Origin of the sequence: Niallia sp. RD1, assembly GCF_024219955.1 — a bacterium.
GTDB classification, from domain to species: domain Bacteria; phylum Bacillota; class Bacilli; order Bacillales; family Cytobacillaceae; genus Niallia; species Niallia alba.
In genome coordinates this window covers 1,885,139-1,909,628 of the sequence record NZ_CP100420.1, presented here as the reverse complement: position 1 = coordinate 1,909,628, position 24,490 = coordinate 1,885,139, and the positions used below count along the sequence as shown (strand labels likewise).

The window sequence follows — 24,490 nt, the reverse complement described above, 5'->3', positions numbered from 1 at the left end:
ACGTTTATTAATAATTGCTATTATTTAACTTTTTTCTGAAGTCTTTGCAGATGCATCGTCAGATATACTGCTTCTGCTTGAAAGACTGGCTTTTTAAGTACTTGTTGCATTACTTTTATGAGCTTCCAAGCAAGATTATAGCATAGGGGATATTCATTCTTCAATAGCAAAGTTATTTTTTCTGGTTCTTCTACTTTTTCTCCTGTATTGACACGTTCAATCGCGAAACGCAAATGTCTAACAAGGCGCATATAATCGATACTATCTTTATTAATTTTTATTTCTAGTTGTTCTTCTATTAAATTCACAAGATGTGTAACTAACTGTGAATGCTGATTGACTTCTGACAAACTTTTGTTCATCATTGCACTATGAATATGCAAAGCGATGAAACCGATTTCACCTACTGGTAATTGAAGCCCTGTTTGTTCTCCGATTAAATTCACAACCTCTTCTGCGATTGTGTATTCAAACGGGTACAACGCCTTTGTTTCAATCAGAAACGGATTATTTAATACAAGCCCGTTCGTAATGCGGGATGCAGCGAACACAATATGATCCGTTAACGCTATATGGATATGCTCATTCAGCTTTGCATTCGTCTTGTTTTTAATCAGTTCTATAGATGAAACTATTACATCTAGCAACTCATTATCCACTTGAGGAAGAAGCTTCAGGTAATTAGATTGCTCTTTTTCATCCTTTAAGACAAATAGCTTCTCCACAATATTCATATCAATATAATCTCCGCTTTTCTGATTAAAGCCTATTCCTTTTCCTATAAGCACTACTTCTCCATAGGATGGATGGTCTCCAATGAGTACATTATTATTCAGCGCTTTCTTTATTAGTAAATTAGGCATACTTATTTCCCCACTTCAACAGACTTCTCGGTAACTCAATGTTATTAAAGTCTTTATAGTAAGTCAACGAAAAAATAAGAAAAAGGACATCCAAAAATGGATATCCCTTTCCTTTTTAAAAGATATTGATCCGATTTAACAAGAATGTCTATTGTAAGAAAATAAAGTACAGAGCAAAAATAACAAAGAATACGTACATAATTGGATTAATATCCTTAATACGTCCTTTTACAATCATCACAATCGGATAGAAGATAAATCCTACAGCGATCCCTGTTGCAATACTGTATGTTAAAGGCATTGCTATAATTGTCAAGAACGCTGGAACCGCTACTTCAAACTTAGTCCAATCGATTTTTCCAAGGGATGAAACCATCAATATACCTACTACAACTAAAGCCGGCGTTGTAACAGCAGACGTTACAACTTCCAATAACGGGAAGAAGAACAACGATAGTAAGAAAAATCCTGCTGTAACCACTGCCGCGAAGCCAGTACGAGCTCCTGCCGCAACCCCTGCGGATGATTCAATATAAGAAGTTGTTGTAGATGTACCGAATATAGAACCTACCATAGATGCAATTGAATCTGCGAATAATGCTTTTCCTGCTCTTGGTAGTTTATTATCTTTCATAAGACCAGCCTGATTTGCCACAGCCACCAATGTACCTGCATTATCAAAGAAATCAACAAATAAGAACGTTAAAATAACTACTAACATGCTTTGTGTATAAAATCCTGGATCACCAAGCGCTGAGAATAACGCACCAAATGTTGGCTCAATACTTGGTACAGCTGAAACGACTTTAGATGGAGTATCGATTACACCGAAGATCATTCCAACTACTGCTGTGATGATCATTCCATAGAATACACCACCATGAATTCCTCTAACCATTAAAATAATCGTAATAAAAATACCGAAAATCGCTAGCAATGTGCTTGGATTGGTTAAATCACCAATATGTACAAGCGTCGCTGGATTATCAACAATGATTTGAGAGTTTTGCAATCCGATAAATGTGATAAATAACCCAATACCTGCGCCTACCGCAAGTTTTAATTCAACTGGAATAGCATTAATTAATTTTTCGCGAAGTCCAGAGATTGTTAATAGTAAGAAAAACACACTGGAAATAAATACTGCTGCTAACGCATATTGCCATGGATGTCCTTGTGTTAATACAACGGTATAAGCAAAATAGGCATTCAGACCTAAACCTGGAGCTAATGCGATTGGATAGTTAGCGAAAATACCCATAATAAGAGATCCTACTGCTGCAGCAAGTGCTGTCGCTACAAACACTGCTCCATAATCCATACGCAACGCATCAGGAAGATCTGCAACGTCCCCTAATGTTAATGTAAATGGATTTACTGCTAAAATATAAGCCATCGCAAGGAATGTAGTGAAACCACCTAAAAATTCTCTGCGGTAATTTGTGCCTAGTTCTTCAAACTTGAAAAACTTCTTCATTGATCTTTCCCCTCTCATGCATGTTTTAATAATCTACTAAAACAAAAAAAACACTCCTACGATTAAGGAGCGTTGACTAAGGGTTTGTGCTATATAGGAAGGGAAAATTACTTAATAAAATATAAATGATTTCATAAATATTCCCTATATACACACTTACCTCGTAGTCAAGCTATTTACGGTAGCTCGGTAGAAACTTTCGGGCCGTATTCCCCAATATTATACGAGTAAAATCTTTTTCAGTTGTAAATCCAGTTTATCAGCTTGACGAATACTCGTCAATACAAAAAGCGAACAATTATAATTAAAAATTAATAATCGTTCGCTTTCTAACAAATATTTATTTATTTATACTTGCATGGGCAACAGCTAAGCGAGCAGCAGGAATACGATATGGTGAACAAGAAACATAGTCGATACCAATATTTCGGAAGAAAGCTATCGATTTAGGATCTCCGCCAACCTCTCCACAAATACCAATCATCAAGTTTTCTTTAGTCTGTCGTGCTTTCGTTACTGCTAATTTAATTAATTCCCCTACTCCATTTTGATCGAGAGTTTGAAAAGGATCATTCACCATAACATTCTTCTCTTTGTATGAATGAATAAATTTCCCAATATCATCTCTAGAAAAACCATATGTCATTTGTGTAAGATCATTTGTACCGAAACTAAAAAAATCGGCTTCTTGAGCAAGTTGATCAGCTATTATACAGGCACGTGGTAATTCAATCATTGTTCCGATTTCATACGGAAAAGGCTCCATTTGATGATTAACAAAGATACTTTCAATTGTTTCTATTAAAAATGCCCTCACATAGGCCAGTTCTTCTTTTTCTGCCACAAGAGGAATCATAATTTCAGGAAAGACAGTATATCCTTCTTTTGTTAACTGGATTGCGCTATGGAAGATAGCCTTTACTTGCATTTGATAAATTTGTGGTTCTGTTATTCCTAGACGACAGCCACGATGGCCTAACATTGGATTCGTTTCTTGCAGCCTCTTAATTTGCTCTTCAACAATCGATGGATGTTTATTTAACTTTACCGCTAACTGCTTCATTTCATTTAGGTCACTAGGCAGAAATTCATGCATAGGCGGATCTAGTAAGCGAATGACCATTCGTTTATCTTCAACAACTTGAAACATCTGGTAAAAATCTTCTTGTTGGAAGGCCAGCAATTTGTCTAATGCTTCTCTGATTTCTTCTTTATTCTCCGCTAATATCAAACGACGCATTTCCAGCACTCGTTCTTCACCAAAGAACATATGCTCCGTTCTCGCTAAACCTATACCAGATGCTCCAAACTCGATAGCCGTTGTTAAATCTTGAACTGTCTCAGCATTCGCGCGTACTTGTAAATCAGCATATTCATCAGCCCAAGAAAGAAGAAGCTCTAAATTCTGGTCGTTTTCCGCTACAACAGTAGGGACTTCGCCCAAGTACAATTTACCAGCAGTACCATCTACAGAGAGAAGGTCACCTTCCGTCAGAATCCTTTCTCCACAAGTGATTGTTTTCAATTCTTCATTGACAGTTAATGCTTCACATCCTGTTATACAGCAAGTTCCCATTCCTCGGGCAACAACTGCTGCATGCGAAGTCATTCCTCCTCGACTTGTAACGATAGCCTCGCTGACAATCATACCCTCAATATCTTCGGGTGAAGTTTCTTGTCGCACAAGAATTACTTTCTGGCCAAGTGCATGACATTCTTTAGCTTTTTCCGAAGTAAAAACAATGGCGCCGGTAGCTGCGCCAGGACTGGCCGGTAAACCTTCTGCCAGTAATTCGACGTTTTGAATAGCCTGCGGATCAAAAATAGGATGGATTAGCTGATCAATCGTTCCAGGTGAAATACGTAATAAGGCTTCACTCTTTGTAATTAATCCTTCCTTAACTAAATCCAACGCAATTCGCAGTGTCGCTTTAGCCGTCCGCTTTCCGTTTCTTGTCTGCAGAATAAATAATTTCCCATTTTCAATCGTGAATTCAATATCTTGCATATCTTTATAATGCTGTTCTAGTATATTGGCATATCTTTTAAAATCTGCATATGCTTCCGGAAGGACTTGCTGTAATGCTTCGATAGATTCTGGTGTACGGATACCCGCTACCACATCTTCCCCTTGAGCATTTAGCAGAAATTCACCAAACAATTTATTTTCGCCAGTGGCAGGATTCCTTGTAAACACAACACCTGTACCGCTTTCATTTCCGCTATTCCCAAAAACCATTGATTGAATATTTACTGCCGTTCCTAAATGATGAGGAATTTCATGTAATTCGCGATAAACCTTTGCTCGATGATTATTCCATGATTTAAAAACAGCTTTAGCAGCTTCCAATAATTGATCTATTGGATTTTGTGGAAAGACCCTCTCGTTTTCTATATATAGCTCTTTAAAGGACTCAATTACTTGCAAATGTTCCTTTTCTTGAAAATCTGCAGCTGTTTTGCTAAAGTGTTTTTCCATTTTTTGGAGTCGTATATTAAATTTATCCTTATTTATGCCATATACTACTTCACCAAACATTTGCAATAATCTTCGATAACAATCAAATGCAAAATCCATACTAGTTAATCGAGCTAAAGATTGAACTCGTAGATCATTTAATCCTAAGTTAAGAATCGTATCCATCATACCTGGCATGGAAAAAGCTGCGCCACTTCTTACAGAAACTAATAAAATATTTTCATCACCTGTAAAAGACTTTTTCGTCTCTGCCTCTAATTTTATAACCGCTTCCAAAACATCCTTTTTTAACCAATCTTCAAAAAAGGATGGTTCTTCTAGATACTTCATACAGCTTTCCGTTGTAATCGTAAACCCTGCTGGCACTGGTAAACCTAAACGAGTCATTTCAGCTAAATTTGCCCCTTTGCCGCCTAATAATCCTTTGTCTTTACTACTGCCTTCCTCGAAAAAATAAATCAACTTTGCCATCGTCTACCTCCATATTTCAAATATGTATCACATTAACTTTATTTACACTTTAATATGACACATATATAGTTGTCAATACGAAAAATAACACACATATTAAAGTTGAATAATTAAATTATCGATGTATAATAGATGCATAATGATGATAATCCTATTATCTAATTAAACTATCTATTTTTTGGGAGATAATAATGAAACTAAGTGAAAGACAAGAAAAAATTATTAAAATAGTAAAAGAATATCAACCTGTAAGTGGAGAAAAAGTGTCTGATTTATTGGATGTATCTAGAGCCACCCTGCGATCAGATTTATCTTTTTTAACGCTTGTCGGAATCTTACAAGCTACCCCCAAAATTGGGTACACCTATTCGGGATCAGATTTAGAAAAATTTTTCTATTTTAAAACTTTTAATACAAAAGTAAATGAGATAATGATGCCGCCGTTAATGGTTAATCAAGATACTTCCATTCGAGATGCTATAACAACTTTATTTATGTATGATGTAGGTTCATTATATGTCACTGGAGAAGAAAAACTTTTATTAGGGGTTTTATCAAGAAAGGACTTATTAAGAGCCTCATTAAATACGAATATAGATCAGACACCTGTAGCGGTCTGTATGACTCGCGTACCTCATATTAAAGTTTGTAAAAAAGACATGGACATCTTAGAAGCGGCAAGTATTCTTCAAGATTTTGAGGTGGACTCATTACCTGTTGTGGATGATGAAAATGAAAGAAAAGTGATTGGGAAAATCACTAAAACTAGAATATTAAATTTCATTATTCAACAGGCAAGAAAGGCAGAATTAAATGGATAGAGGAGATTTTTTATGAAAAATGAAATCATTGTATATACCATTTCTGATTCAATAGGGGAAACATCACAAAAATTATTAGCAGCCGTTACTGCTCAATTTCCAGATTTAGTATTCAACAACAGCTACCGTTTTTCTTTTGTTAACAAGGAAGAAGAGTTAGTTGATATATTAAATGACGCGGTAAAAGATGATGCAGTAGTAGTTAGCACATTAGTTGATAACCATTTAGCTAATGTCGCTAAAGATTTCAGCAATCGAACAAAGTTACATTACTTGGATTTAATGAATCCCTTTTTTGAGATTATTAAATCTAAAACAGGTTCTACCCCAATAGAAGAACCTGGTATTGTACATAAGCTAGATACAGAATATTTTAATAAAATAGCAGCAATCGAATTTGCAGTAAAATATGATGATGGAAAGAACCCACAAGGATTTCTTCAATCTGATGCTGTAATACTCGGTGTTTCTCGTACTTCCAAGACTCCATTGAGTATGTATTTAGCCAATAAAGGGTATAAGGTATCGAATTTACCACTTATACCTGAAGTTCCCTTACCTTCCATTTTAGAGGAGGTAGAGGGACAGAAGATAATCGGCTTGATTTGTAATCCAGAAAACCTATCCAGAATCAGAAGTAATCGCTTAGATTCTTTAGGGTTGAGTCACTCATCTAGTTATACAAATTTAGAAAGAATTTATGAAGAGTTAGAGTATTCAAAGCAAGTATTTAAAAAGCATAACGCCTATGTGATTGATGTAACAGATAAATCAATTGAGGAAACAGCTTATCTAGTAGAAAAACATCTAAAAGAAGTAAGTATCCACTGGTAGAGCCGGTGGATACTTACTTCTTTTTGAATCAACGCATTCTTGAGTATTCAATTGCATGAAATAATGATCCGTTTTTTCCGATAAAGCAATATTGCATACCAGTACTTATTCTTATTCCTCTATATTTCCACCTTCTTTTCTCAAGAAATTCAATAAATGTACAAACAGCTTGAATTAGCCCAGCATCTCTTTGTAGTATGGTACCATTATATTGATACTAAGAACGATTTTTAATTAATATAAGTAAAGAGGGATGATTTTTAGTGGAATTATCATTTTTAATGTTTGCATTAATCGGTGTTATTATTGGAATTCTATCAAGTATGTTTGGCTTTGGGGGTGGATTCGTAGTAGTTCCTATCCTATTTGCATTTTTACCAGATTCGATTCCAAGCGAATATTTAATGCATACAGCTATTGGTACGTCATTAGCAGTTATGATTATTAATTCATTCAATTCAACATATAATCATGCGAAAAAAGGCAATGTGACATGGTCAGTCTTCAAACTATTAGTAGGGTATATTTCAATAGGTTCTTTAATAGGTGGTATGCTTGCAGTCTATATTGATAGCGATTTCCTTAGGTTTGCGTTCATTGGTCTCTTAATTTACGTTTTGGTTTCAAACATTTTCAAAAAATCATTCACCAGAGAGATTGATGACCAATCATTTCATATGCCTAAGCAAAGTTCAGCATCTTTTATTGGAATAGGCATTGGATTTCTTTCAACCTTGTTAGGTATTGGCGGAAGTACCATGACAATTCCTTACCTTAGAAATAGAGGTATGCGTATGATACATTCTGTAGCTCTAGCTACCCCATTAGGTCTGCCAATTGCTATCGTTGGAACCTTTACTTATTTAATTACAGGAAGGCAGATAGATACAATGCCTTCATCAACTCTAGGGTTTATATACCTACCTGCGCTAATCGGGTTTACAATCGGTGGTTTTGTTGGCGTACCTATTGGAAGGTCTTGGGCTCAAAAGTTATCTGACAAACTCTTTTCCAAAATATACTTAATTCTTCTGCTTATTGTGGTCATTATGATGATTATAAGCTAATTACGGAATAACATTATACATAGAGATATTTATTATAATATAACCAAGTTATCTACAGAAAATGTTCCCTACCAAAATTCAATGAAAAAGCAAAATTCCCTACCAAAATTTTTTCTTGGTAGGGTTTTTGGCAGGGAACCATATTATTTTATATGGTATTTGACCATTTTTAACAAGGTTAAACCCTTATAAATCGGTGTTCCCTCTTCAAATTAAGTTGTATTCTTACTCCCACTCAATCGTCGCAGGTGGCTTACTAGTAATGTCATACACGACGCGGTTAATATGGGCTACTTCATTAACGATTCTTGTAGAAATCACTTCTAGTACATCCCATGGCAGTCTTGCCCAGTCAGATGTCATTCCATCGATAGAAGTAACTGCGCGAATTCCGATTGTATAATCATACGTACGCGCATCTCCCATTACTCCAACACTGCGGATATCAGGAAGGACAGTAAAGTATTGCCATACATCGCGTTCTAAGCCAGCTTTTTTAATTTCTTCGCGTAAAATGGCATCTGATTCACGGACGATTTCTAGTTTTTCTTCTGTAATAGCACCTAATACACGAATCCCTAAACCAGGGCCAGGGAATGGCTGTCTCCAAACGATATCATCAGCTATTCCTAACTCAGAACCTAGAGCACGTACTTCATCTTTAAATAGCGTATTTAAAGGTTCAATTAATTGGAATTGCATGTCTTCAGGAAGTCCGCCTACATTATGATGGGACTTAATGGTTTGTGCAGTAGCTGTACCACTTTCAATAATATCTGTGTAAAGAGTACCTTGTGCTAAGAAATCAATTCCTTCTAATTTTGCTGCTTCATCATCAAACACATAGATGAATTCATTTCCGATAATTTTACGTTTTTTCTCAGGGTCACTTACGCCCTCTAGCTTAGACATAAAGCGTTCTTTCGCATCTACTTTAATGACGTTCATATTAAAGCCTTCTGTGAAAGTCTTCATTACTCCTTCCGCTTCGCCTTTGCGAAGAAGTCCATGGTCTACGAATATACAGGTTAATTGATCACCAATAGCTTTATGAATCAACACAGCAACAACAGAAGAATCTACTCCACCACTTAGGGCACAAAGAACTTTTTTGTCGCCGACCGTCTGGCGAATTTTTTCCATTTCAATTTCAATGAAGTTCTCCATTGACCAGTCACCTTTGCAGCCACAAACACCGAACACAAAGTTTTTCAATAATTCATTTCCATATACAGAGTGACGAACTTCTGGGTGGAATTGAACAGCATATAATCCTTTTTCTTCATTACTCATCGAAGCAATCGGACAAGAAGCGCTCGTTGCATCAATTGTAAATCCAGCAGGTGCTTCAACAACTAAATCACCATGGCTCATCCAAACGATTTGTTCTGTTGGAAGGTCAGCAAATAATTTAGAGTTGTTTTCAATATTAATTGCTGCTTTTCCATATTCACGATGCTTTGCTTTTTCCACTTTTCCGGCAAAATGCTGGGTCATCAATTGCATCCCATAACAAATACCGAAAATAGGAAGTCCTAAATCGAATATTTTCTCATCTACGCCAAATGCATTTTCGTCGTATACACTATTAGGGCCGCCTGAGAAAATGATTCCTGAAGGGCTTAATTCCTTAATCTCTTCAGCTGTAATGGTATGTGGATGCAACTCACTATATACTCCAAATTCTCTTATTCTTCTTGTAATCAATTGATTATATTGACTACCAAAATCTAGGACAACGATCATTTCTTGACCTTCTATATGCGCTTTCCCCATTCCTATTCACCCCAACTACTCTATTTGAATTTCTCTTCTTACTATTTCCAAATACCTTCATTATTCATGCTTATCTTTTCTCTAAATTAGATTCTGTTTTTTTACAAAAGTGCTGATTTGAATTCAATCAACCAACTTTTATAATGTAACCACAAAAAAAGACTAGAATCCGCCTCAAATAAAAACGAAGGCAGAATTCTAGTCTTTTTGGTTTCTTCATATAAGCTAAATAATCCAAAGACTTATCTGCCTTCATAGTCAGATCATTTAAGGCGACCCGGTAGAGACTCTCGAACCATATCATCGAGGATATATGAAGGAATTATATATAGATGTGAATATTGTAACAACATGTCGAATCGATGGTCAAGCTGTTGTTTTTTTAATTAAATTTTCCCACAATTCTCTCATATCTTCCCAAGTCTCTTTTTGCATATGACCTTTATACAGATATTCCTCATATTTAGCAGTCAATTGGCTCATTTCTTTGCTTGAATAAATGTGATCTATTTGCTTCGCATACTCTCTTAAGGTAATTTCTTCCTTCTTGCGGAGTCCAGCTATCTCTAGTAGATGCAGCAGCACCATATAAGCCTTCGGAAAGTTAGTTTCCTCCGTTGTGTTTCGGAATTTCCAAATATAATAATAAGGAAGCCATTTATAGCGAAATTTATAAGCTGCTAATCCTGCTGTAATAATGATTACTAGAACCGTAGTGACCCACTGCCAATTGTCTTTAACAATAGTTGTGTAATTCTTCTGCCCATCTGTAGATGGTGATGTTTTCTCCATTGTTTGCTCTGGATTTTCTGGTTTATTTTCTGGGGTTTCTGGCTGTCGTTCCTGTTGCTCCGGCGTTTGCGTTTCAGTATTCCCAGTATTTTGATTGCTCTCCACATCATTTATATACGTATTCGCATTAGAGAATCCTTGCGTTGGCTCAAAAGCAACCCAGCCTACATCTGGAAAATAAACCTCTACCCAAGAATGTGCATTATTATTTGTAACTTCATAGCGGCGAATATCCCCGTCCGCTTCTACAAATTCTCCCTCTGTAAAACCTTTAACCCATCTTGAGGGAATCCCAATAGAACGCAGCAAGGTAACCATAGAAGTCGAATAGTTATCACAATAACCCAGCTTTGTTTCAAATAAGAATTGGTCCACATAATCCTCTTTCTCATTCGGGACTGCCACATTATTTTGACTATAAGTAAAACCATTAGATGAGAAATAGGTTTCTATCGCACGTACCTTTGCAAATACATTTTCATCATTTTTCGTTATATCAGCAGCAAGGTCTTTCACTCTTTGCGGTAATGAATCGGGAAGCTGAAGGTAGCGATTCACCATATCTGGATTATTTCTTATAAAGTCTTCCATATCAGCTGTTGTTAACGCATTTAGACTGTATTCCGGCACATCATATTTTACCGAGTAACTTTCTACATATCCATTAAAAACGCCACGTTCATTCCCACTTTCAATTTCCATGAACGAATTAGCAGCAGACACTTCTTTTACTCCTAATGGATATAGTAAATAAGAAAAGCCATTCGTAAATTGCACAGTGCTTTCAGACTCTGTCCGCTTCACATTTTCCCCTTCTACAAAAGAGACAAAAGGAATTGCGCCACCTTGATCTAATACTTCAAAGTTGTCCCGATTTAATTTTAAGGATTCCTCTGATTGGACCCAGCCTTTTCCTGTATAAGTATCTTTCGTTTCTACTTTCCAATAATGAGGCTTTTCTACCTCCGCAACAAAGACCAAGGAAGAATCACCAATAAAGTCTCCCCCTAATCTTGAATCATCAACACTATAACCAACTCTATGAATACCGCTTCCTGGAATATCTCCATCCTCTACTCCTCCTTTATCCCCCATTGTCTGGATAAAAGGAACAGGGTCTGGCCAAATAGGATCTGCCTTTGGTGATAAATAGCCAATTCCAGCACTTCCTATTACGAATAGAAGTAAAGGAATCATCCATTTTACGATCGAACTGTTAGTATTTCCAGATCCTTCTTTATCACTTAATCGAAAAAATGTTAACATGCCCATTGCTGTAAAACCTATGATTACCGTACGAATAATTGCCAAATCAGCACTATAAATCGTAAAAGTATCTAATACGGTAATATAAATAATTGTCAGCAAAAAGAATGTAAAAATCTTTCTTCGCTTAATTAGCCAATAATCAATTAAATACGCCATCAGCCATAATAAAATGAAACAGAGACTGCTTTTAAACATATTCGTCATTTCCGGCCACTTTGTATTAAATACCAATGCTAAATTATCGATAAATTCGGCTGCAAAAGGTTGAATCCATTGGAAAGTAAAAAATGATTCCTCATAATATAAATATTGAAGAATAAATATAATATAAACAGTCTTCAATGTTCCGCTTACCCAGCTTGGTGTCCGGGAAAAGGCTAACAATAAAGATAACGCAAGAAATAAGTGAAAGACAATCACATTCTCTGTATTCGTTAATTCTTCTAATGGTCCGAGCCATTCACAAATTAGTAAGAAACCTAAAATATATAATAAAAAATTAGCAATTGTGATATGTTTTTTGCTATAGGGCGTTCCCATTTATGCCACCCCCTCTCCAAAAGCTTCTTTAAATCTCCCATCAGAAACAGGAATGATTTGAATGCCTTTTTTTCCAGCAAAAGCACTTAATGTTCTTTCTTCACTAGATAAACCTTCCTTTTGTCCAGTGATGGCAAACATCACGATATTATATCTTTTACTTGCCAACCACCCAGCTTTATCTATAAGTTCTCTTGTTACTTGGGAAGTAATTAACATGATTGTGGCCTGTGGAGGCAATTGACTACTTTCATAATCTACAACCTCTGCTAATGTGATTTCCTTTGTAGCACGTACTTTTGCTAAATGATAGAGCAGGTATTGTTGGTGACTTTCCCCTCCCCTTATTGGAAAAATCTTACGCTCCGTATCTACCGATAATAAGCCTACTTGCGCACCTTTTTTTAAAATAGCTCGAAGGATAGAAGCAGTGAAAGACACTGTCGTTTCAAATCTTTTATTTTCTTGGCAATCCATCACAATCATAATGTCATGCGACTGTTTTTGTTCAAATTCCTTTGTCATCATATTGTTGCGCCTTGCACTTGCTTTCCAGTTAATCCATGAAAAGCGGTCACCTGGCTGATACTCTCTCACACCAACTGCCATTGTCGTATCTCGCTGCACTCGCTCCTTCGATGAAGTCATTCCTTGCTCATAGTGATTTTCCAGCGGTTTGTATATCATTTCTTCAATAGGAGGATACACTAGAATCCGTTCTACTTGAATATAGACCTTCTCCTTCTCAATCAGACCTAAAGGGTCACCCAATTGGAGAAAGATTTGATCAAATACATGCTCTCCTCTTGGCAACTCCTTCACCGTATAATTAAAGCGGAGTCTCCGCTTTAATCCAGGCATTAACATTCTCTTTTCTTCTATTTTTTGCCCCATTGTGGAATTAAATGAATCTCTCACCACCATATAAAAAACAGGAAAAAACGAGTTTCTCGTTAATTCAATTTCTACATGCATTTCTTCTTTCGCCCTATATTCATATTTCAAAATTTTTCTTTTTACTTGCCAATCCCGCATTGGATAGACTGCAATTAAAAGACCATATAAAGCAAATGGTAAAAAACTATAAAATAAAAACCAGCTTACAAACCCACCTTGAAACATAGCATAGGAAAATACCATCACTATTAGTAAAAATAGCAAAATTAATTTCCAAACCCGATTTAATTTATGCAAAAATCTTTTCATTACTTCACTAACCTTTGTACTGGTACTGGCACTTGCCCGATAATTCGATTAATAATTTCTTCTGCTGTTATCCCATCGAACTTTGTTTCTGATTTTAAAATCATTCGATGAGCAAAAACAGCTTTTACTAAGAATTGCACATCATCTGGGATGACATAATCTCTTCCTTGAATAAAGGCATAGCTTTGGGATGCTCTCATTAATGCAATGGAACCCCTCGGACTGACTCCTAGATAAATACTCGCATTTTCTCTAGTTGCTGTTGCGAGCTCCACAATGTATTTTTTAATCGTTTCATCCACATACACTTGTCTTACTTCATCTTGAAGAGTAAGTAACTCATCTAAGCTTACAACTGACTCTAATTTTTCAATTGGCGCTGCTACTTGGACTCTAGTCAGCACTTCTATTTCTTCTTCTACGGTTGGATATCCCATATTCATTTTCAATAAGAAACGATCTAGCTGTGCTTCTGGAAGAGGATAGGTTCCTTCATATTCAATTGGGTTCTGGGTTGCCATAACAAAGAATGGCTTTTGTAAATGATGTGTCACGCCATCAATCGTTACACTACTTTCTTCCATCGCTTCCAAAAGAGCTGACTGAGTCTTTGGTGATGTTCGATTTATTTCATCAGCTAGAATAATATTCCCCATAATTGGTCCTGGCACAAATTGAAATTCTAGCTCTTTCGGGTTATAAATAGACACTCCCGTTACATCAGAAGGTAAGAGGTCTGGAGTGAATTGAATTCTACGAAAATTAGCACCTACTGATTTCGCTAAAGCTCGCACCATCATTGTTTTCCCAACTCCTGGAACATCTTCTAATAAAACATGTCCTTGGGCAAGCAAAGCAATTAAACTCAGTTCTGCTACATCCCTTTTCCCAATCATCACCTTTTCGATATTACCGATTATTCTGTTAATTACCAAACTATGATTTCCTGCCATTCTTCTCCTCCTGTTACATTCTAGTAAATTGCTAGTTTTAGTTGCATTGTTACGACACTATCTTTCAACTAAGTAATCATTTTTCTTACTAGTAACCAATCCATTCTATTCATCTAGCTTCTATATCAAGCATTGCCATTTTTTAAGATAAAAATTCCTGTGGGTTTAAACCTAATTCTCGACAAATTTCCGTCACCACTTGTTTTTCCCTTTGATCAAAATGACCATCTGCATATCCAATCGCAATACAATACCGAGCTACAAGTCTAGCAATCTCTGGCTTTGAGCGAACTTTTCCTAGTGCTCGAAAGCTTTCGGCTCTACCAATAATTTGATCGTATTCTATTTTTCGGACAAAGTAATTAAATTGCTGAATTACTTTATTTGTATCAAAAACACGTAATTCCTCACTTTGATGGATAAACTCCATCATTTTTTGTTCTTCCGTATGGTCCAATCTTCCGTCAGCCATACCTACTAATGCACATGCAGCAACAACAGCGTCTAATACTTCTGGATTTTTATAGCGCATAAAGATATCTCTAGCTCTTTGTTTCTGCTGCCTTCCCCATTCTGCATAATCCGTCTGAGATGGAGACCAACTATAGCCACAACTATTGCATGTTATTTTCAGCTGTCCTTTTCCAATAAATCCACCTAATAAACCGACAGGTCCTAAAATCAATCCACCAATTGCCGCTTTGCCAATCCCAAAGCCTTTTTCACCGGTACGGACATTGGTACTTCTACATCTCATACACTGCATATGATCACTAGAATATGCGTCATTGACAGCAGCTTGTCCATACATTTGTGAATGAGTATTTGTTGAATATGAAGGTTGCCCGTTTGGCTGATAAGCCCCGCTGCTAAAAGCCGGATGAGTTTGCGTTTCAAATGACTGGTAATAAGGCCTATTAGGTTCTTGATAAGCTTGTTGGATAGATTCATTAGGATAAGCAGGTGCTTGCGGTTCATCATCAACTGTTACTCCAAAATTGCGGCATAGGGCAGCTAGTCCACCTTGAAAGCCACTTCCGACAGCATTAAATTTCCATTCTCCGTGATGACGGTATAACTCGGCTGCAACAATAGCAGTTTCAATTGTATAATCTCTTCCAAGATTAAAACGAAGAAGTTCTACTTGATCTCCCTCATTAAAAACTCTGACATAGGCATTAGATATTTGACCAAAATTTTGTCCTTTATTATACGCATCATGAATGGTAATGGTAAAAGCAATGCGTTGAATAGCGGCAGGTACTTGGGATAAATTCACTCGAATTTGTTCGTCATCCATTCTGCCATGCCCCGTCCGGTTATCCCCGCTATATACTACCGATCCGTTAGGACCAGTTGGGTTATTATAAAAAATAAAATCATTATCACTCCATACTTTATGATTATCGCCCAACAAAAAAGCTGACGCATCTAAATCATAGTTGGCACCATGTTGATTGATATCCCACCCTAAACCAATTACTACCTTACTTAACCCAGGATGTGATTTTGTTAAATCTATCTTTTGACCCTTGCTAAGCATGACCCCCACAAAGAACCTCTCCTTTTTTACAATCATTTTCTTCCAACTATCGATAACTATTATTTTACAGCATTATCTAGGTAATTGTACGTATATTCATTTACAGTTGTATTACAACTACACCTTTTACGATATAAACCATGAAAAAGTTTCCTCTTTTAGCTATTCCTCAATATCTCTATTCTTTCTATACCTTTTCTCTTCTAATTTGTAATGTTTTTTGGAGGTTTGTCATAAAAAAGATGAAGAAGACATGTTTGTCATGAATTTGGTAGGTTCGTAACGGTTATTTAACCGAACAAAATTCTCTTGTACGGTAGAATGGAAAAGGTAAAGGAGTTGTTATGTATGTTATTTGGTTCCCTTATTTGTAAGATACGAAAATATCATAAATATAATTATTATTACAGTGGTATATGCATCACTTGCGGAGAGGTAAGAAAAGAATACGAGAAATTACAAGAAGACACCACAGAGGAACAAGCAGAGGAAAAAGATATTACAGATCAATCGATTACACAGTAATCATTTATCATATAAAATTCTATATCTTCTTCATTTAAGGCTTTGTTCAATGAATGTTTTTGGCAAAAAGATGAATGCTTTCTTTCCTTGTTTCTCTATGGCATGCTTTCTAAACAACATTTTATTTGAACAAAGCCTAAATGAATTAACTTATCTTCAATATATTAAAACTTCTATCAGCGGGAGGTGCTTCCTCCTCACTGATGGTTAATGTGAACCATCAAATTTTTATGGACAGTTGATCTCCTATAACCTCTAAATTCTCTTAATGGAGAAACTAACGATTAACAACTCTTTGTATATGAATAGCTAAATATAACTTTTCATTATCTGTTAAAGAATAATTGAATTGACTTTCAATATATTCATTTATTCTTTCCGTACATATAAAAGCTTCCCTATGCTTATGTTTCACCATTTCGAATAGATATGGATCGTCATCATCCATGTATGTCTTACTATAGAGTCTTTGCGCAAAGAACTTCAAATGAGTAAGAAATCGAAAGTAATTTAAAGAGTCCTCGTCAAATTCCATCTTATAATGGTATTTAACAATATTTAATATATTTTGCATAACCTTTGTGATGTTCGCGATATTAGGCATTTCTTGACTCAGGTCTGAATTAACTAGATGCATCGCAATAAAACCAGCTTCATCTTCTGGCAGCTCAATGCCTAATTTCTCCTTCATTAGTTGAATGGTCTCTAAACCAATAGCAAACTCTTCCTTATAAAATCTTTTTATTTCCCATAATAAAGCGTTCTTAATTTCAAACCCCTTTTCGATTCTCTGAACAGCAAAATGCAAATGATCTGTTAAAGAGATATAAAAACTATCATTTAACTTTCTGCCTAGCCTGCTGCTAGCAATCTTAATGACTTCCTCTGTGATTTCGATATATTCAACAGGTACTTCATATAAAAGTGTTTTAAACTTTTCCGACATATCATTATTTTTCAAAGCAAATATTTTTTCAATTTTTGCTTCTTCCACTAAATCACCAGGCTTCTTTTGAAAAGCTATCCCTCTTCCCATTCCTACTAATTCTTCGTCTTTTTCATTAAATGCAGCAATTACATTATTGTTATATACTTTTTCTATTTTCATTTGACCACCTGTAGTTTAATATGGCTTTTTTTCCTTATCATGGATAAGTGATCGTGATAGTATGGTTTAAAAATAGGAAAGAAGGAAAGCTGAAAAATCAACTTTCCTATTTCCCTTTATACATTCTCTCCATTGGAGGCAATAACCTCTTTATACCAATCAAAGCTCTTTTTCTTTGATCGCTCTAATGTTCCGTTCCCTTCGTTATCTTTATCTACATAAATATAACCATAGCGTTTTTTCATTTCACCAGTAGAAGCACTTACAATATCAATTGGCCCCCAGCTCGTATATCCGATCATTTCTACACCATCCTCTATGGCCTCAGACATTTCTATAACATGCTTTCGTAGATAATCTATCCGATAATCGTCCTTTACCTCTCCATCTTCCGAAGGTATATCGACAGCACCTAACCCATTTTCTACTACAAATAGCGGCTTTTGATAGCGATCATACAATTGATTTGCAGTGATACGGAAACCTTTAGGATCAATCGTCCAACCCCATTCCGACTTTTCCAAGTATGGATTTTCAATAGAACCAAACACATTACCCGAGGTCTGCTTATTGACCTCTGGATTTGTACTTGTCGTACGACTTGCATAATAACTAAAGCCTATATAGTCAACGGTATATTTCTCTAATAACGCTTCATCCTGTTCTTCCATTTCAATCTTTAAATTCTTATCTCGGAAAAACCTTTTCGCATAGCCAGGATATTTCCCACGAGATTGAACGTCTATGAAAAAGAAAGAATCTCTATCCTTTTCCATTGCATCCAAGACATCATCTGGATTACAAGAATATGGATACGTTTGACCGGCCGCCAGCATACAGCCAATTTTCATCTCAGGATTTATCTCATGCCCAGCTTTTACCGCTAAGCTGCTAGCAACCAATTGATGATGGGCTGCTTGATATTTCACTTGAAGCTTATCTTCTCCTTCTTCAAATACCAAACCTGCTCCAACAAACGGTAAATGTAAAAGCATATTGATTTCATTAAAGGTCATCCAATATTTCACTTTATCCTTATATCGCTCAAATAAGGTAGTTGCATATTTTTCAAAGAAATCGACTAATTTACGATTTTTCCAGCTGCCATAATTCTTTACTAGATTTATTGGTACATCAAAATGAGCAATGGTTACGACTGGCTCGATTCCATATTTTAAGAGCTCATCGAAAACATTATCATAAAATTTCAATCCCGCTTCATTTGGAGCAGCGTCATCTCCATTTGGAAAAATTCTAGCCCATGAAATCGATAAGCGCAATGCTTTAAATCCCATTTCTGCAAATAGAGCAATATCTTCTTTATAACGATGATAGAAGTCAATCGCTTCATGCGAAGGATAAAATTCCCCTTCCAGTGGTTGATAAGAAGGAAGCTTGCCCATCATAATTTCAAATCTTTTATTACCAGTTGGCAATAAATCAACCGTAGTTAAGCCCTTCCCATCCTCTAAATAGGCTCCTTCTGCTTGATTAGCGGCAATTGCACCGCCCCATAAAAAACCTTTTGGAAATGCCATAATGTCTCATCCTTTCTCATAATTCTTGCTTATTTTTACTTAGTTTCGAGGTGGAATAAAGAATCTCCTTGTTGAATCTGTTTTTTATCTGTTACCTCTAAATGAAACTCTCTATAATTTGTAATCACAATTGGTGTCGTTAAAGGCTTGCCGGAATTAGCTATTTCATCTATATCAAATTCAATAAGCAATTGTCCTTTTTTCACTAACTCACCTTGTGTGGTGTGTACAGTAAAATGCTGGCCTTCTAATTGCACAGTATCCATTCCGATATGAATCAAAATATCTGCACCAGTATCTGTTGTAATCCCAATTGCATGTTTCGTCGGAAATAAAGCAGAAACCGTCCCATCAGCAGGAGAATATAATTTCCCTTCACTCGGTTCAATAGCAATTCCATGGCCAAGTGCACCAGATGCGAATGCTTCATCTTTAACTTCTGATAAAGGTTTTACCTCGCCCTTTAGGGGGCTTAACACTTCCTCTTTTTCTACCTTTGTTGCTGCTACTTGGTTCGATGCTGTAGTATTTCCTGTTGAATTTTGGCCTTTGTTAATGCCGCCAAAGAACAATGTCAATAAGAACGCTACGATAAAGCCAACAATGATGGAAATAAGTGCTCCCCATAAGTTCATATTGATTCCCTCAGGTGTAATATAAGAAGGAATACCAAAAATTCCAAGACCACCAACGATGTAACCCTTTACATCTGTTAACCCGGCAATAGCACCACCAATACCTGCACCAATACAGCTAATAATAAATGGTTTCTTTAAAGGTAAGGTAATTCCGTAAATAGCTGGCTCCGTTACACCAAAGATACCGGAAATAAACGCTGGATAACTCAATGTTTTTAACTTTTGATTTTTTGTTTTGATCAAAATTGCAAGAACTGCCCCGATCTGTGCAAAAGACGCTGCGAAGACTGGAGATAAAATCGTATCATAGCCAAGTGTCGCTACATTGTTAATAGCAATTGGCACTAATCCCCAATGAAGACCGAAAATAACAAGCACTTGCCAGAATCCACCAATCAATAAACCTGCAATAGCGGGACTTAAATTATATAAGAATAAAGATCCTTGACCGATTAATGTACTTGCCCATGTTGCAATAGGCCCAATAACAAGAAATGTGACTGGAACTACAATCACTAATGTAAATAATGGCACAATAAATGTTTTCACTACATCAGGAATGACATTTCTTAGCCATTTCTCTACTTTAGATGCAAAGAATGTCGATAAAATAATTGGGATAACCGAAGAAGAATAACTCATTAAAATTACTGGTATCCCTAAAAACGTAACATGGATCGGCGATTCAAATAATGTACCTCCAAACAAAGTATATAATGGATCACCCGTCGTTAAAGTGGATAAGGTTGGATAAACTAATGCAGCCCCTATCGCCATTCCAATAAACGGTGTTCCTCCAAATTTCTTAATCGCAGTATATCCTAAGAAGATTGGTAAGAAATAAAATAGTGCGTCACCTGTGGCATTTAAAATTTGATAAGTACCAGATGATTCCGTTAACAATTTTGTTGATAGAAATAGTGCATTAAACCCTTTAATCATCCCTGAAGCTGCTAAAACACCAAGAACTGGCGTGAAAATACTTGAAATCATGTCGATAAATCGATTGAAAAGTGAACCTTTAGAACCTTCCTCTTCCTCTACAGGCTGCTGGCTCTGGAAACCTCCTACTGAAACAACTGCTTTGTATACATCTGGAACATGGTTGCCGATAACGACTTGATATTGACCGCCGCTTTTCATGACAGTTACAACATCATCCATATTTTTTAGGACTTCTGTATTCGCTTTACTTTCATCTTTAAGCTTAAAGCGGAGACGTGTAATACAGTGCACAACACTGGAAACGTTTTCTTTTTCACCTACATTCGCAATGATATCTTTTGCTAATTGCTCATATTTCATTTTTTTACCCTTCCTTCAGCTATGGAATTTGGTTTTTACAAATAAAAAAACCTGACCTGACTAAAATACACGCAAAACAATAGCATGTTTTTCTAGTCAGTTCAGGTTATGCCCACTTAAGGTAACATTCCTTCACGGAACTTTTAAGTTTTGTTATTTGATATCTGTAATTTATCACGTCTCGTTATACATGTCAACGCTTTCTTTTTAGAAAAATTAATTTTTTTATTTAAGTTCCTATTTATTTTCTTTCAATTAATAATCCATTTTTAACTGAAAATCAAAATAGCGCTGAGCATTATAGTAAGATATATCCTGAACAATTTGACTGAGCCATTCCATATCATTTGGGTACTCCCCATTTCCCACCCAATTCCCTATTAGATTACATAGAATTCTTCTAAAATAATCATGACGGCTATAAGATAAAAAACTGCGCGAATCTGTCAGCATTCCAATAAATCTCGATAATAGCCCTTGATTTGCAAGTGTTTTCATTTGTGCTGCCATGCCATCAATATGATCATTAAACCACCAGCCAGATCCGAATTGTAGTTTAGAGGGAATTCCACCTTCTTGGAAATTTCCAGCCATTGTTGCTAAAACTTCATTAGTATTCGGATTTAATCCATACAGAATGGTCTTTGGCAGGCTGCCATCTCGATCCAGCTCATCTAATAATTTCGCTAATGGAATAGCAATAGGACTATCTTGCATCGAATCACAGCCTATATTTGCACCAATTGTTTGAAATAAACGAGAGTTGGCACTTCTTAATGCTCCGATATGATATTGCATCACCCATCCTCTTTGGCTATATGCTTTACCAAGGCTGACAAGTAAACTAGTCAAAAACTGATTATTTTCTTTTAGAGTAATAGCCTCACCAGTCAACGCTTTTTTTACTATCATATCCAACTCTTCCCTTGTTGCTGATTCATATACGACCATTTCTAAACTATGGTCAGACAATTTGCAGCCAATCTCATGAAAATAATCTATCCTATGATCTATTGCCTCCATCAAAGTGCTATAACTCGTAATTTCTACTCCTGTAAGATTGCTTAGTTTTTCAACATACTCCTCCCAATAATTGCTTTGAATAGCCATTAGATGATCTGGACGAAATGCTGGTAAAACAGTTGTTGAAAAAGTTTTGTCTTCTTGTAATAACTTATGAAAAACTAAATCATCAATCGGATCATCTGTAGTACCAATAAGAGCTACATTTGACCTTTCAATTAAGCTTCTTGCTGAAAAGTCTGGACTCTGTATTTTGCGATTACAAGTTTCCCATATTTCCTTTGCTGACGTTCGTTTTAGAATTGCTTCCACTCCAAAATATTGTTTTAACTCTAAATGCGTCCAATGATAAAGTGGATTTCCAATTAACTTCTCTACAGTCTCAGCCCATTTTTCAAACTTACTGTAGTCGTCTGCATCTCCAGTTATATAGAATTCATCTATACCATTAGCACGCATGGCACGCCATTTATAATGGTCCCCCTCCAGCCACAGCTCTGTAATGTTTTCATATCTTCGATTCTCATAAATTTCCTTTGGGTCTAAATGACAATGATAGTCATAGATTGGCATGGTCGCCGCATAATCATGAAATAATGTTTTCGCTGTTTCTGTCTGCAGTAAAAAATCTTTATCCATAAAAGTCTTCATTTTGTTATCCTCCTCTTAATTAATCTTTACTTGTGTTAAATCTTCATCTGTCTTTCCACCCCAAAGCTTTTCATAGGAATAACCTGTTAAGGATTCGACCACTTTCTTCGTTTTTGGATCTACATCCTTTTTTAAACCGTTGTTCTTTAAACGTTCAATTTCCTCTACAAGAATTCCATGCGTTTCTTTATTTAATTTAAAGGTGAATGCTGCAATTAATGAAATAAAAAGCAAAAGACCTACCCCAATAATCATGATATACATTATAGTATCAACAGCACTCTGTGGCTGCGTTGCCGAGCCTTGTACAAATCCCCCTTTCTCTAAGATGGCTCCAACTAAAAAGGTCGCAAGTGCAACAGAAGACTTTCTAAAGAACGTCATTACAGAAGCAAAGATTCCTTCTCTTCTTTTCGTTGTAATCATTTCATCTACATCTGGAATAAACGGAAAGACATTCCAAGGAACGAATTCCAGCATACTTCTTCCAATTTGATACAAGAAGGAAATAACCCCTAATACGAGGATTAGATTACTAGGATGATATAAATAAACCGCCCCATATCCTAATAAACACAGAATCATAGTAGAATACGATATTTTAAATAAATTTGCTGGTCCAATTTTAATCATTAAAAATCCATATAGAATAGCTCCAGGTAGCCCAATAATACTAAATGAAAGTAGATTCGCTGCTACAGTGGAAGTACTATTTAAAGCGTATACACAAAAGAATACAAATACTGCGTTAAAAGCATCTTTCGCTGTCATCGAACAAATATAAATTAATAAATGCTTACGAAAGCTTTTCACCCTGAAAGTGGAAGCAAAGTCCACAAACATTTGTATCACTACCTTTAAACCATTTTTTCGTTCTTTCTTCTGGCTTATCAGTAGTTGTAATTCTTCAGGCGAAACTTCTCGTTCCCATGTAGAACGGAAAGAAATATACACACATATAGCAAAAACAACTGCAAAAAAGGCACCATTAATGAAGAAAGCAAGGGAATTATCTTGTCCTAAAATACTAAAGAGCTGCCCAGGTATAAATGTGGCTAAAAAGGTTCCAAGTCCTGAGATAAACATTCTAGCAGTTGATAATTTCGTTCGTTTATTAAAGTCCATTGTCATTTCAGAAGGGAGTGTTTCCCATGGAATTAAAACCATCGCTGCAATAATCTCAAATGCTAAATAAGTAAGAAGATAATATAAATAATTCATTCCCGAAGTCCAGAGTAATACATATACAAGCATTAGTGGTGAACCAATCAATAAGAAAAATCTTCGCCGTCCAAATTTTCTTCCTAACTTAAATTTTAAAAAGTTGTCTGAAAAGCTTCCCATAAATAAGCTGACGACTGCATCTACTATACGAGCAATTGCAATAATAGAAGCACCTTGAACTGGCGTCAAACCAGCATAACTTGTATAAAAAAACAAAAGCCATGCTCCTATAATGGTAAAAGCCCCTCCGCCCATCATATCTGTTAAGCCGTATCCAATACTCCTTGCAAGCGTAACATCCTTTTGCTTTTTTTCCATTTCTAACGCCTCCTATTTATTATCAATACGAATATAGGTAAAACGTTTTCATTTATTTGAAAGTATAAT

17 protein-coding genes and 2 riboswitches are annotated in these 24,490 nt (G+C 36.0%); of the genes, 4 read left to right on the top strand and 13 right to left on the bottom strand.

The features are described from left to right. Positions 1-20: 20 nt before the first annotated feature. From NKG37_RS09120 to ppdK, 3 genes are all read right to left on the bottom strand, one after another. Entirely contained in the window at positions 21-863 is an 843-nt protein-coding gene (locus NKG37_RS09120; RefSeq protein WP_016203980.1) for a glucose PTS transporter transcription antiterminator GlcT, read from the bottom strand. Positions 864-1,011: 148 nt separating this feature from the next. After that, the gene (locus NKG37_RS09115; RefSeq protein ID WP_101728860.1) at positions 1,012-2,340 is read right to left on the bottom strand and encodes an NCS2 family permease; all 1,329 of its coding nucleotides are present in this window, start codon (positions 2,338-2,340) and stop codon (positions 1,012-1,014) included. 144 nt (positions 2,341-2,484) lie between these two features. Beyond that, a riboswitch (purine riboswitch) is annotated at positions 2,485-2,587 on the bottom strand. Positions 2,588-2,680: 93 nt separating this feature from the next. Next, entirely contained in the window at positions 2,681-5,290 is a 2,610-nt protein-coding gene (gene ppdK / locus NKG37_RS09110) for a pyruvate, phosphate dikinase (protein ID WP_047943387.1), read from the bottom strand. 191 nt (positions 5,291-5,481) lie between these two features. Between ppdK and NKG37_RS09105 the strand changes: the two genes are divergently transcribed. The 3 genes from NKG37_RS09105 (at position 5,482) to NKG37_RS09095 (ending at position 8,012) form a co-directional block, all read left to right on the top strand. Continuing rightward, entirely contained in the window at positions 5,482-6,111 is a 630-nt protein-coding gene (locus NKG37_RS09105; RefSeq protein WP_047943386.1) for a CBS domain-containing protein, read from the top strand. A 12-nt stretch (positions 6,112-6,123) separates the two neighbouring features. Next, the gene (locus NKG37_RS09100) at positions 6,124-6,945 is read left to right on the top strand and encodes a pyruvate, water dikinase regulatory protein (protein WP_047943385.1); all 822 of its coding nucleotides are present in this window, start codon (positions 6,124-6,126) and stop codon (positions 6,943-6,945) included. 263 nt (positions 6,946-7,208) lie between these two features. Then, on the top strand, positions 7,209-8,012 hold the full coding sequence (locus tag NKG37_RS09095) for a sulfite exporter TauE/SafE family protein (RefSeq protein ID WP_047943384.1): 804 nt from the start codon (positions 7,209-7,211) through the stop codon (positions 8,010-8,012). Positions 8,013-8,237: 225 nt separating this feature from the next. Here NKG37_RS09095 and guaA read toward each other — a convergent pair whose 3' ends face one another. The 5 genes from guaA to NKG37_RS26050 form a co-directional block, all read right to left on the bottom strand. Then, positions 8,238-9,788: a glutamine-hydrolyzing GMP synthase gene (guaA, locus tag NKG37_RS09090; protein WP_061801241.1), complete on the bottom strand. Its 1,551-nt coding sequence runs from the start codon at positions 9,786-9,788 to the stop codon at positions 8,238-8,240. Between the two features lie 235 nt (positions 9,789-10,023). Beyond that, positions 10,024-10,125, bottom strand: a riboswitch (purine riboswitch). A 29-nt stretch (positions 10,126-10,154) separates the two neighbouring features. Continuing rightward, on the bottom strand, positions 10,155-12,389 hold the full coding sequence (locus NKG37_RS09085; protein ID WP_144581667.1) for a transglutaminase TgpA family protein: 2,235 nt from the start codon (positions 12,387-12,389) through the stop codon (positions 10,155-10,157). Then, positions 12,390-13,595, bottom strand: coding sequence for a DUF58 domain-containing protein (locus NKG37_RS09080; RefSeq protein ID WP_254416124.1), 1,206 nt, complete (start codon positions 13,593-13,595; stop codon positions 12,390-12,392). Next, positions 13,595-14,548 (bottom strand): AAA family ATPase, encoded by a 954-nt coding sequence (locus NKG37_RS09075; RefSeq protein ID WP_047943380.1) that lies wholly within the window; start codon positions 14,546-14,548, stop codon positions 13,595-13,597. The genes NKG37_RS09080 and NKG37_RS09075 overlap by 1 nt, the downstream gene beginning before the upstream one ends. Before the next feature lie 142 nt (positions 14,549-14,690). After that, positions 14,691-16,091, bottom strand: coding sequence for a TerD family protein (locus NKG37_RS26050; protein WP_285850810.1), 1,401 nt, complete (start codon positions 16,089-16,091; stop codon positions 14,691-14,693). A 321-nt stretch (positions 16,092-16,412) separates the two neighbouring features. Between NKG37_RS26050 and NKG37_RS09060 the strand changes: the two genes are divergently transcribed. Continuing rightward, on the top strand, positions 16,413-16,616 hold the full coding sequence (locus NKG37_RS09060) for a hypothetical protein (RefSeq protein WP_254416123.1): 204 nt from the start codon (positions 16,413-16,415) through the stop codon (positions 16,614-16,616). A 277-nt stretch (positions 16,617-16,893) separates the two neighbouring features. Here NKG37_RS09060 and licT read toward each other — a convergent pair whose 3' ends face one another. From licT to NKG37_RS09035, 5 genes are all read right to left on the bottom strand, one after another. After that, positions 16,894-17,724, bottom strand: coding sequence for a BglG family transcription antiterminator LicT (licT, locus tag NKG37_RS09055; protein WP_254416122.1), 831 nt, complete (start codon positions 17,722-17,724; stop codon positions 16,894-16,896). 116 nt (positions 17,725-17,840) lie between these two features. After that, positions 17,841-19,262, bottom strand: coding sequence for a 6-phospho-beta-glucosidase (locus NKG37_RS09050; RefSeq protein ID WP_047943377.1), 1,422 nt, complete (start codon positions 19,260-19,262; stop codon positions 17,841-17,843). Between the two features lie 35 nt (positions 19,263-19,297). Beyond that, positions 19,298-21,205, bottom strand: a complete 1,908-nt coding sequence (locus NKG37_RS09045) for a beta-glucoside-specific PTS transporter subunit IIABC (protein WP_254416121.1) — start codon at positions 21,203-21,205, stop codon at positions 19,298-19,300. A gap of 255 nt (positions 21,206-21,460) precedes the next feature. Continuing rightward, positions 21,461-22,879, bottom strand: a complete 1,419-nt coding sequence (gene uxaC, locus NKG37_RS09040; protein WP_254416120.1) for a glucuronate isomerase — start codon at positions 22,877-22,879, stop codon at positions 21,461-21,463. A gap of 15 nt (positions 22,880-22,894) precedes the next feature. Next, positions 22,895-24,421 carry an MFS transporter gene (locus tag NKG37_RS09035; RefSeq protein WP_254416119.1) on the bottom strand — a complete coding sequence of 509 codons (1,527 nt, stop codon included), beginning with the start codon at positions 24,419-24,421 and terminating at the stop codon, positions 22,895-22,897. Positions 24,422-24,490 lie beyond the last annotated feature (69 nt).

Excerpts from the sequence above, each read along its gene's own strand:
- NKG37_RS09120 (WP_016203980.1), bottom strand. The coding sequence starts at position 863 with ATGCCTAATTTACTAATAAAGAAAGCGCTGAATAATAATGTACTCATT.
- NKG37_RS09115 (WP_101728860.1), bottom strand. The coding sequence starts at position 2,340 with ATGAAGAAGTTTTTCAAGTTTGAAGAACTAGGCACAAATTACCGCAGA.
- ppdK (WP_047943387.1), bottom strand. The coding sequence starts at position 5,290 with ATGGCAAAGTTGATTTATTTTTTCGAGGAAGGCAGTAGTAAAGACAAA.
- NKG37_RS09105 (WP_047943386.1), top strand. The coding sequence starts at position 5,482 with ATGAAACTAAGTGAAAGACAAGAAAAAATTATTAAAATAGTAAAAGAA.
- NKG37_RS09100 (WP_047943385.1), top strand. The coding sequence starts at position 6,124 with ATGAAAAATGAAATCATTGTATATACCATTTCTGATTCAATAGGGGAA.
- guaA (WP_061801241.1), bottom strand. The coding sequence starts at position 9,788 with ATGGGGAAAGCGCATATAGAAGGTCAAGAAATGATCGTTGTCCTAGAT.
- NKG37_RS09085 (WP_144581667.1), bottom strand. The coding sequence starts at position 12,389 with ATGGGAACGCCCTATAGCAAAAAACATATCACAATTGCTAATTTTTTA.
- NKG37_RS09080 (WP_254416124.1), bottom strand. The coding sequence starts at position 13,595 with ATGAAAAGATTTTTGCATAAATTAAATCGGGTTTGGAAATTAATTTTG.
- NKG37_RS09075 (WP_047943380.1), bottom strand. The coding sequence starts at position 14,548 with ATGGCAGGAAATCATAGTTTGGTAATTAACAGAATAATCGGTAATATC.
- NKG37_RS26050 (WP_285850810.1), bottom strand. The coding sequence starts at position 16,091 with ATGCTTAGCAAGGGTCAAAAGATAGATTTAACAAAATCACATCCTGGG.
- NKG37_RS09060 (WP_254416123.1), top strand. The coding sequence starts at position 16,413 with ATGGAAAAGGTAAAGGAGTTGTTATGTATGTTATTTGGTTCCCTTATT.
- licT (WP_254416122.1), bottom strand. The coding sequence starts at position 17,724 with ATGAAAATAGAAAAAGTATATAACAATAATGTAATTGCTGCATTTAAT.
- NKG37_RS09050 (WP_047943377.1), bottom strand. The coding sequence starts at position 19,262 with ATGGCATTTCCAAAAGGTTTTTTATGGGGCGGTGCAATTGCCGCTAAT.
- NKG37_RS09045 (WP_254416121.1), bottom strand. The coding sequence starts at position 21,205 with ATGAAATATGAGCAATTAGCAAAAGATATCATTGCGAATGTAGGTGAA.
- uxaC (WP_254416120.1), bottom strand. The coding sequence starts at position 22,879 with ATGAAGACTTTTATGGATAAAGATTTTTTACTGCAGACAGAAACAGCG.
- NKG37_RS09035 (WP_254416119.1), bottom strand. The coding sequence starts at position 24,421 with ATGGAAAAAAAGCAAAAGGATGTTACGCTTGCAAGGAGTATTGGATAC.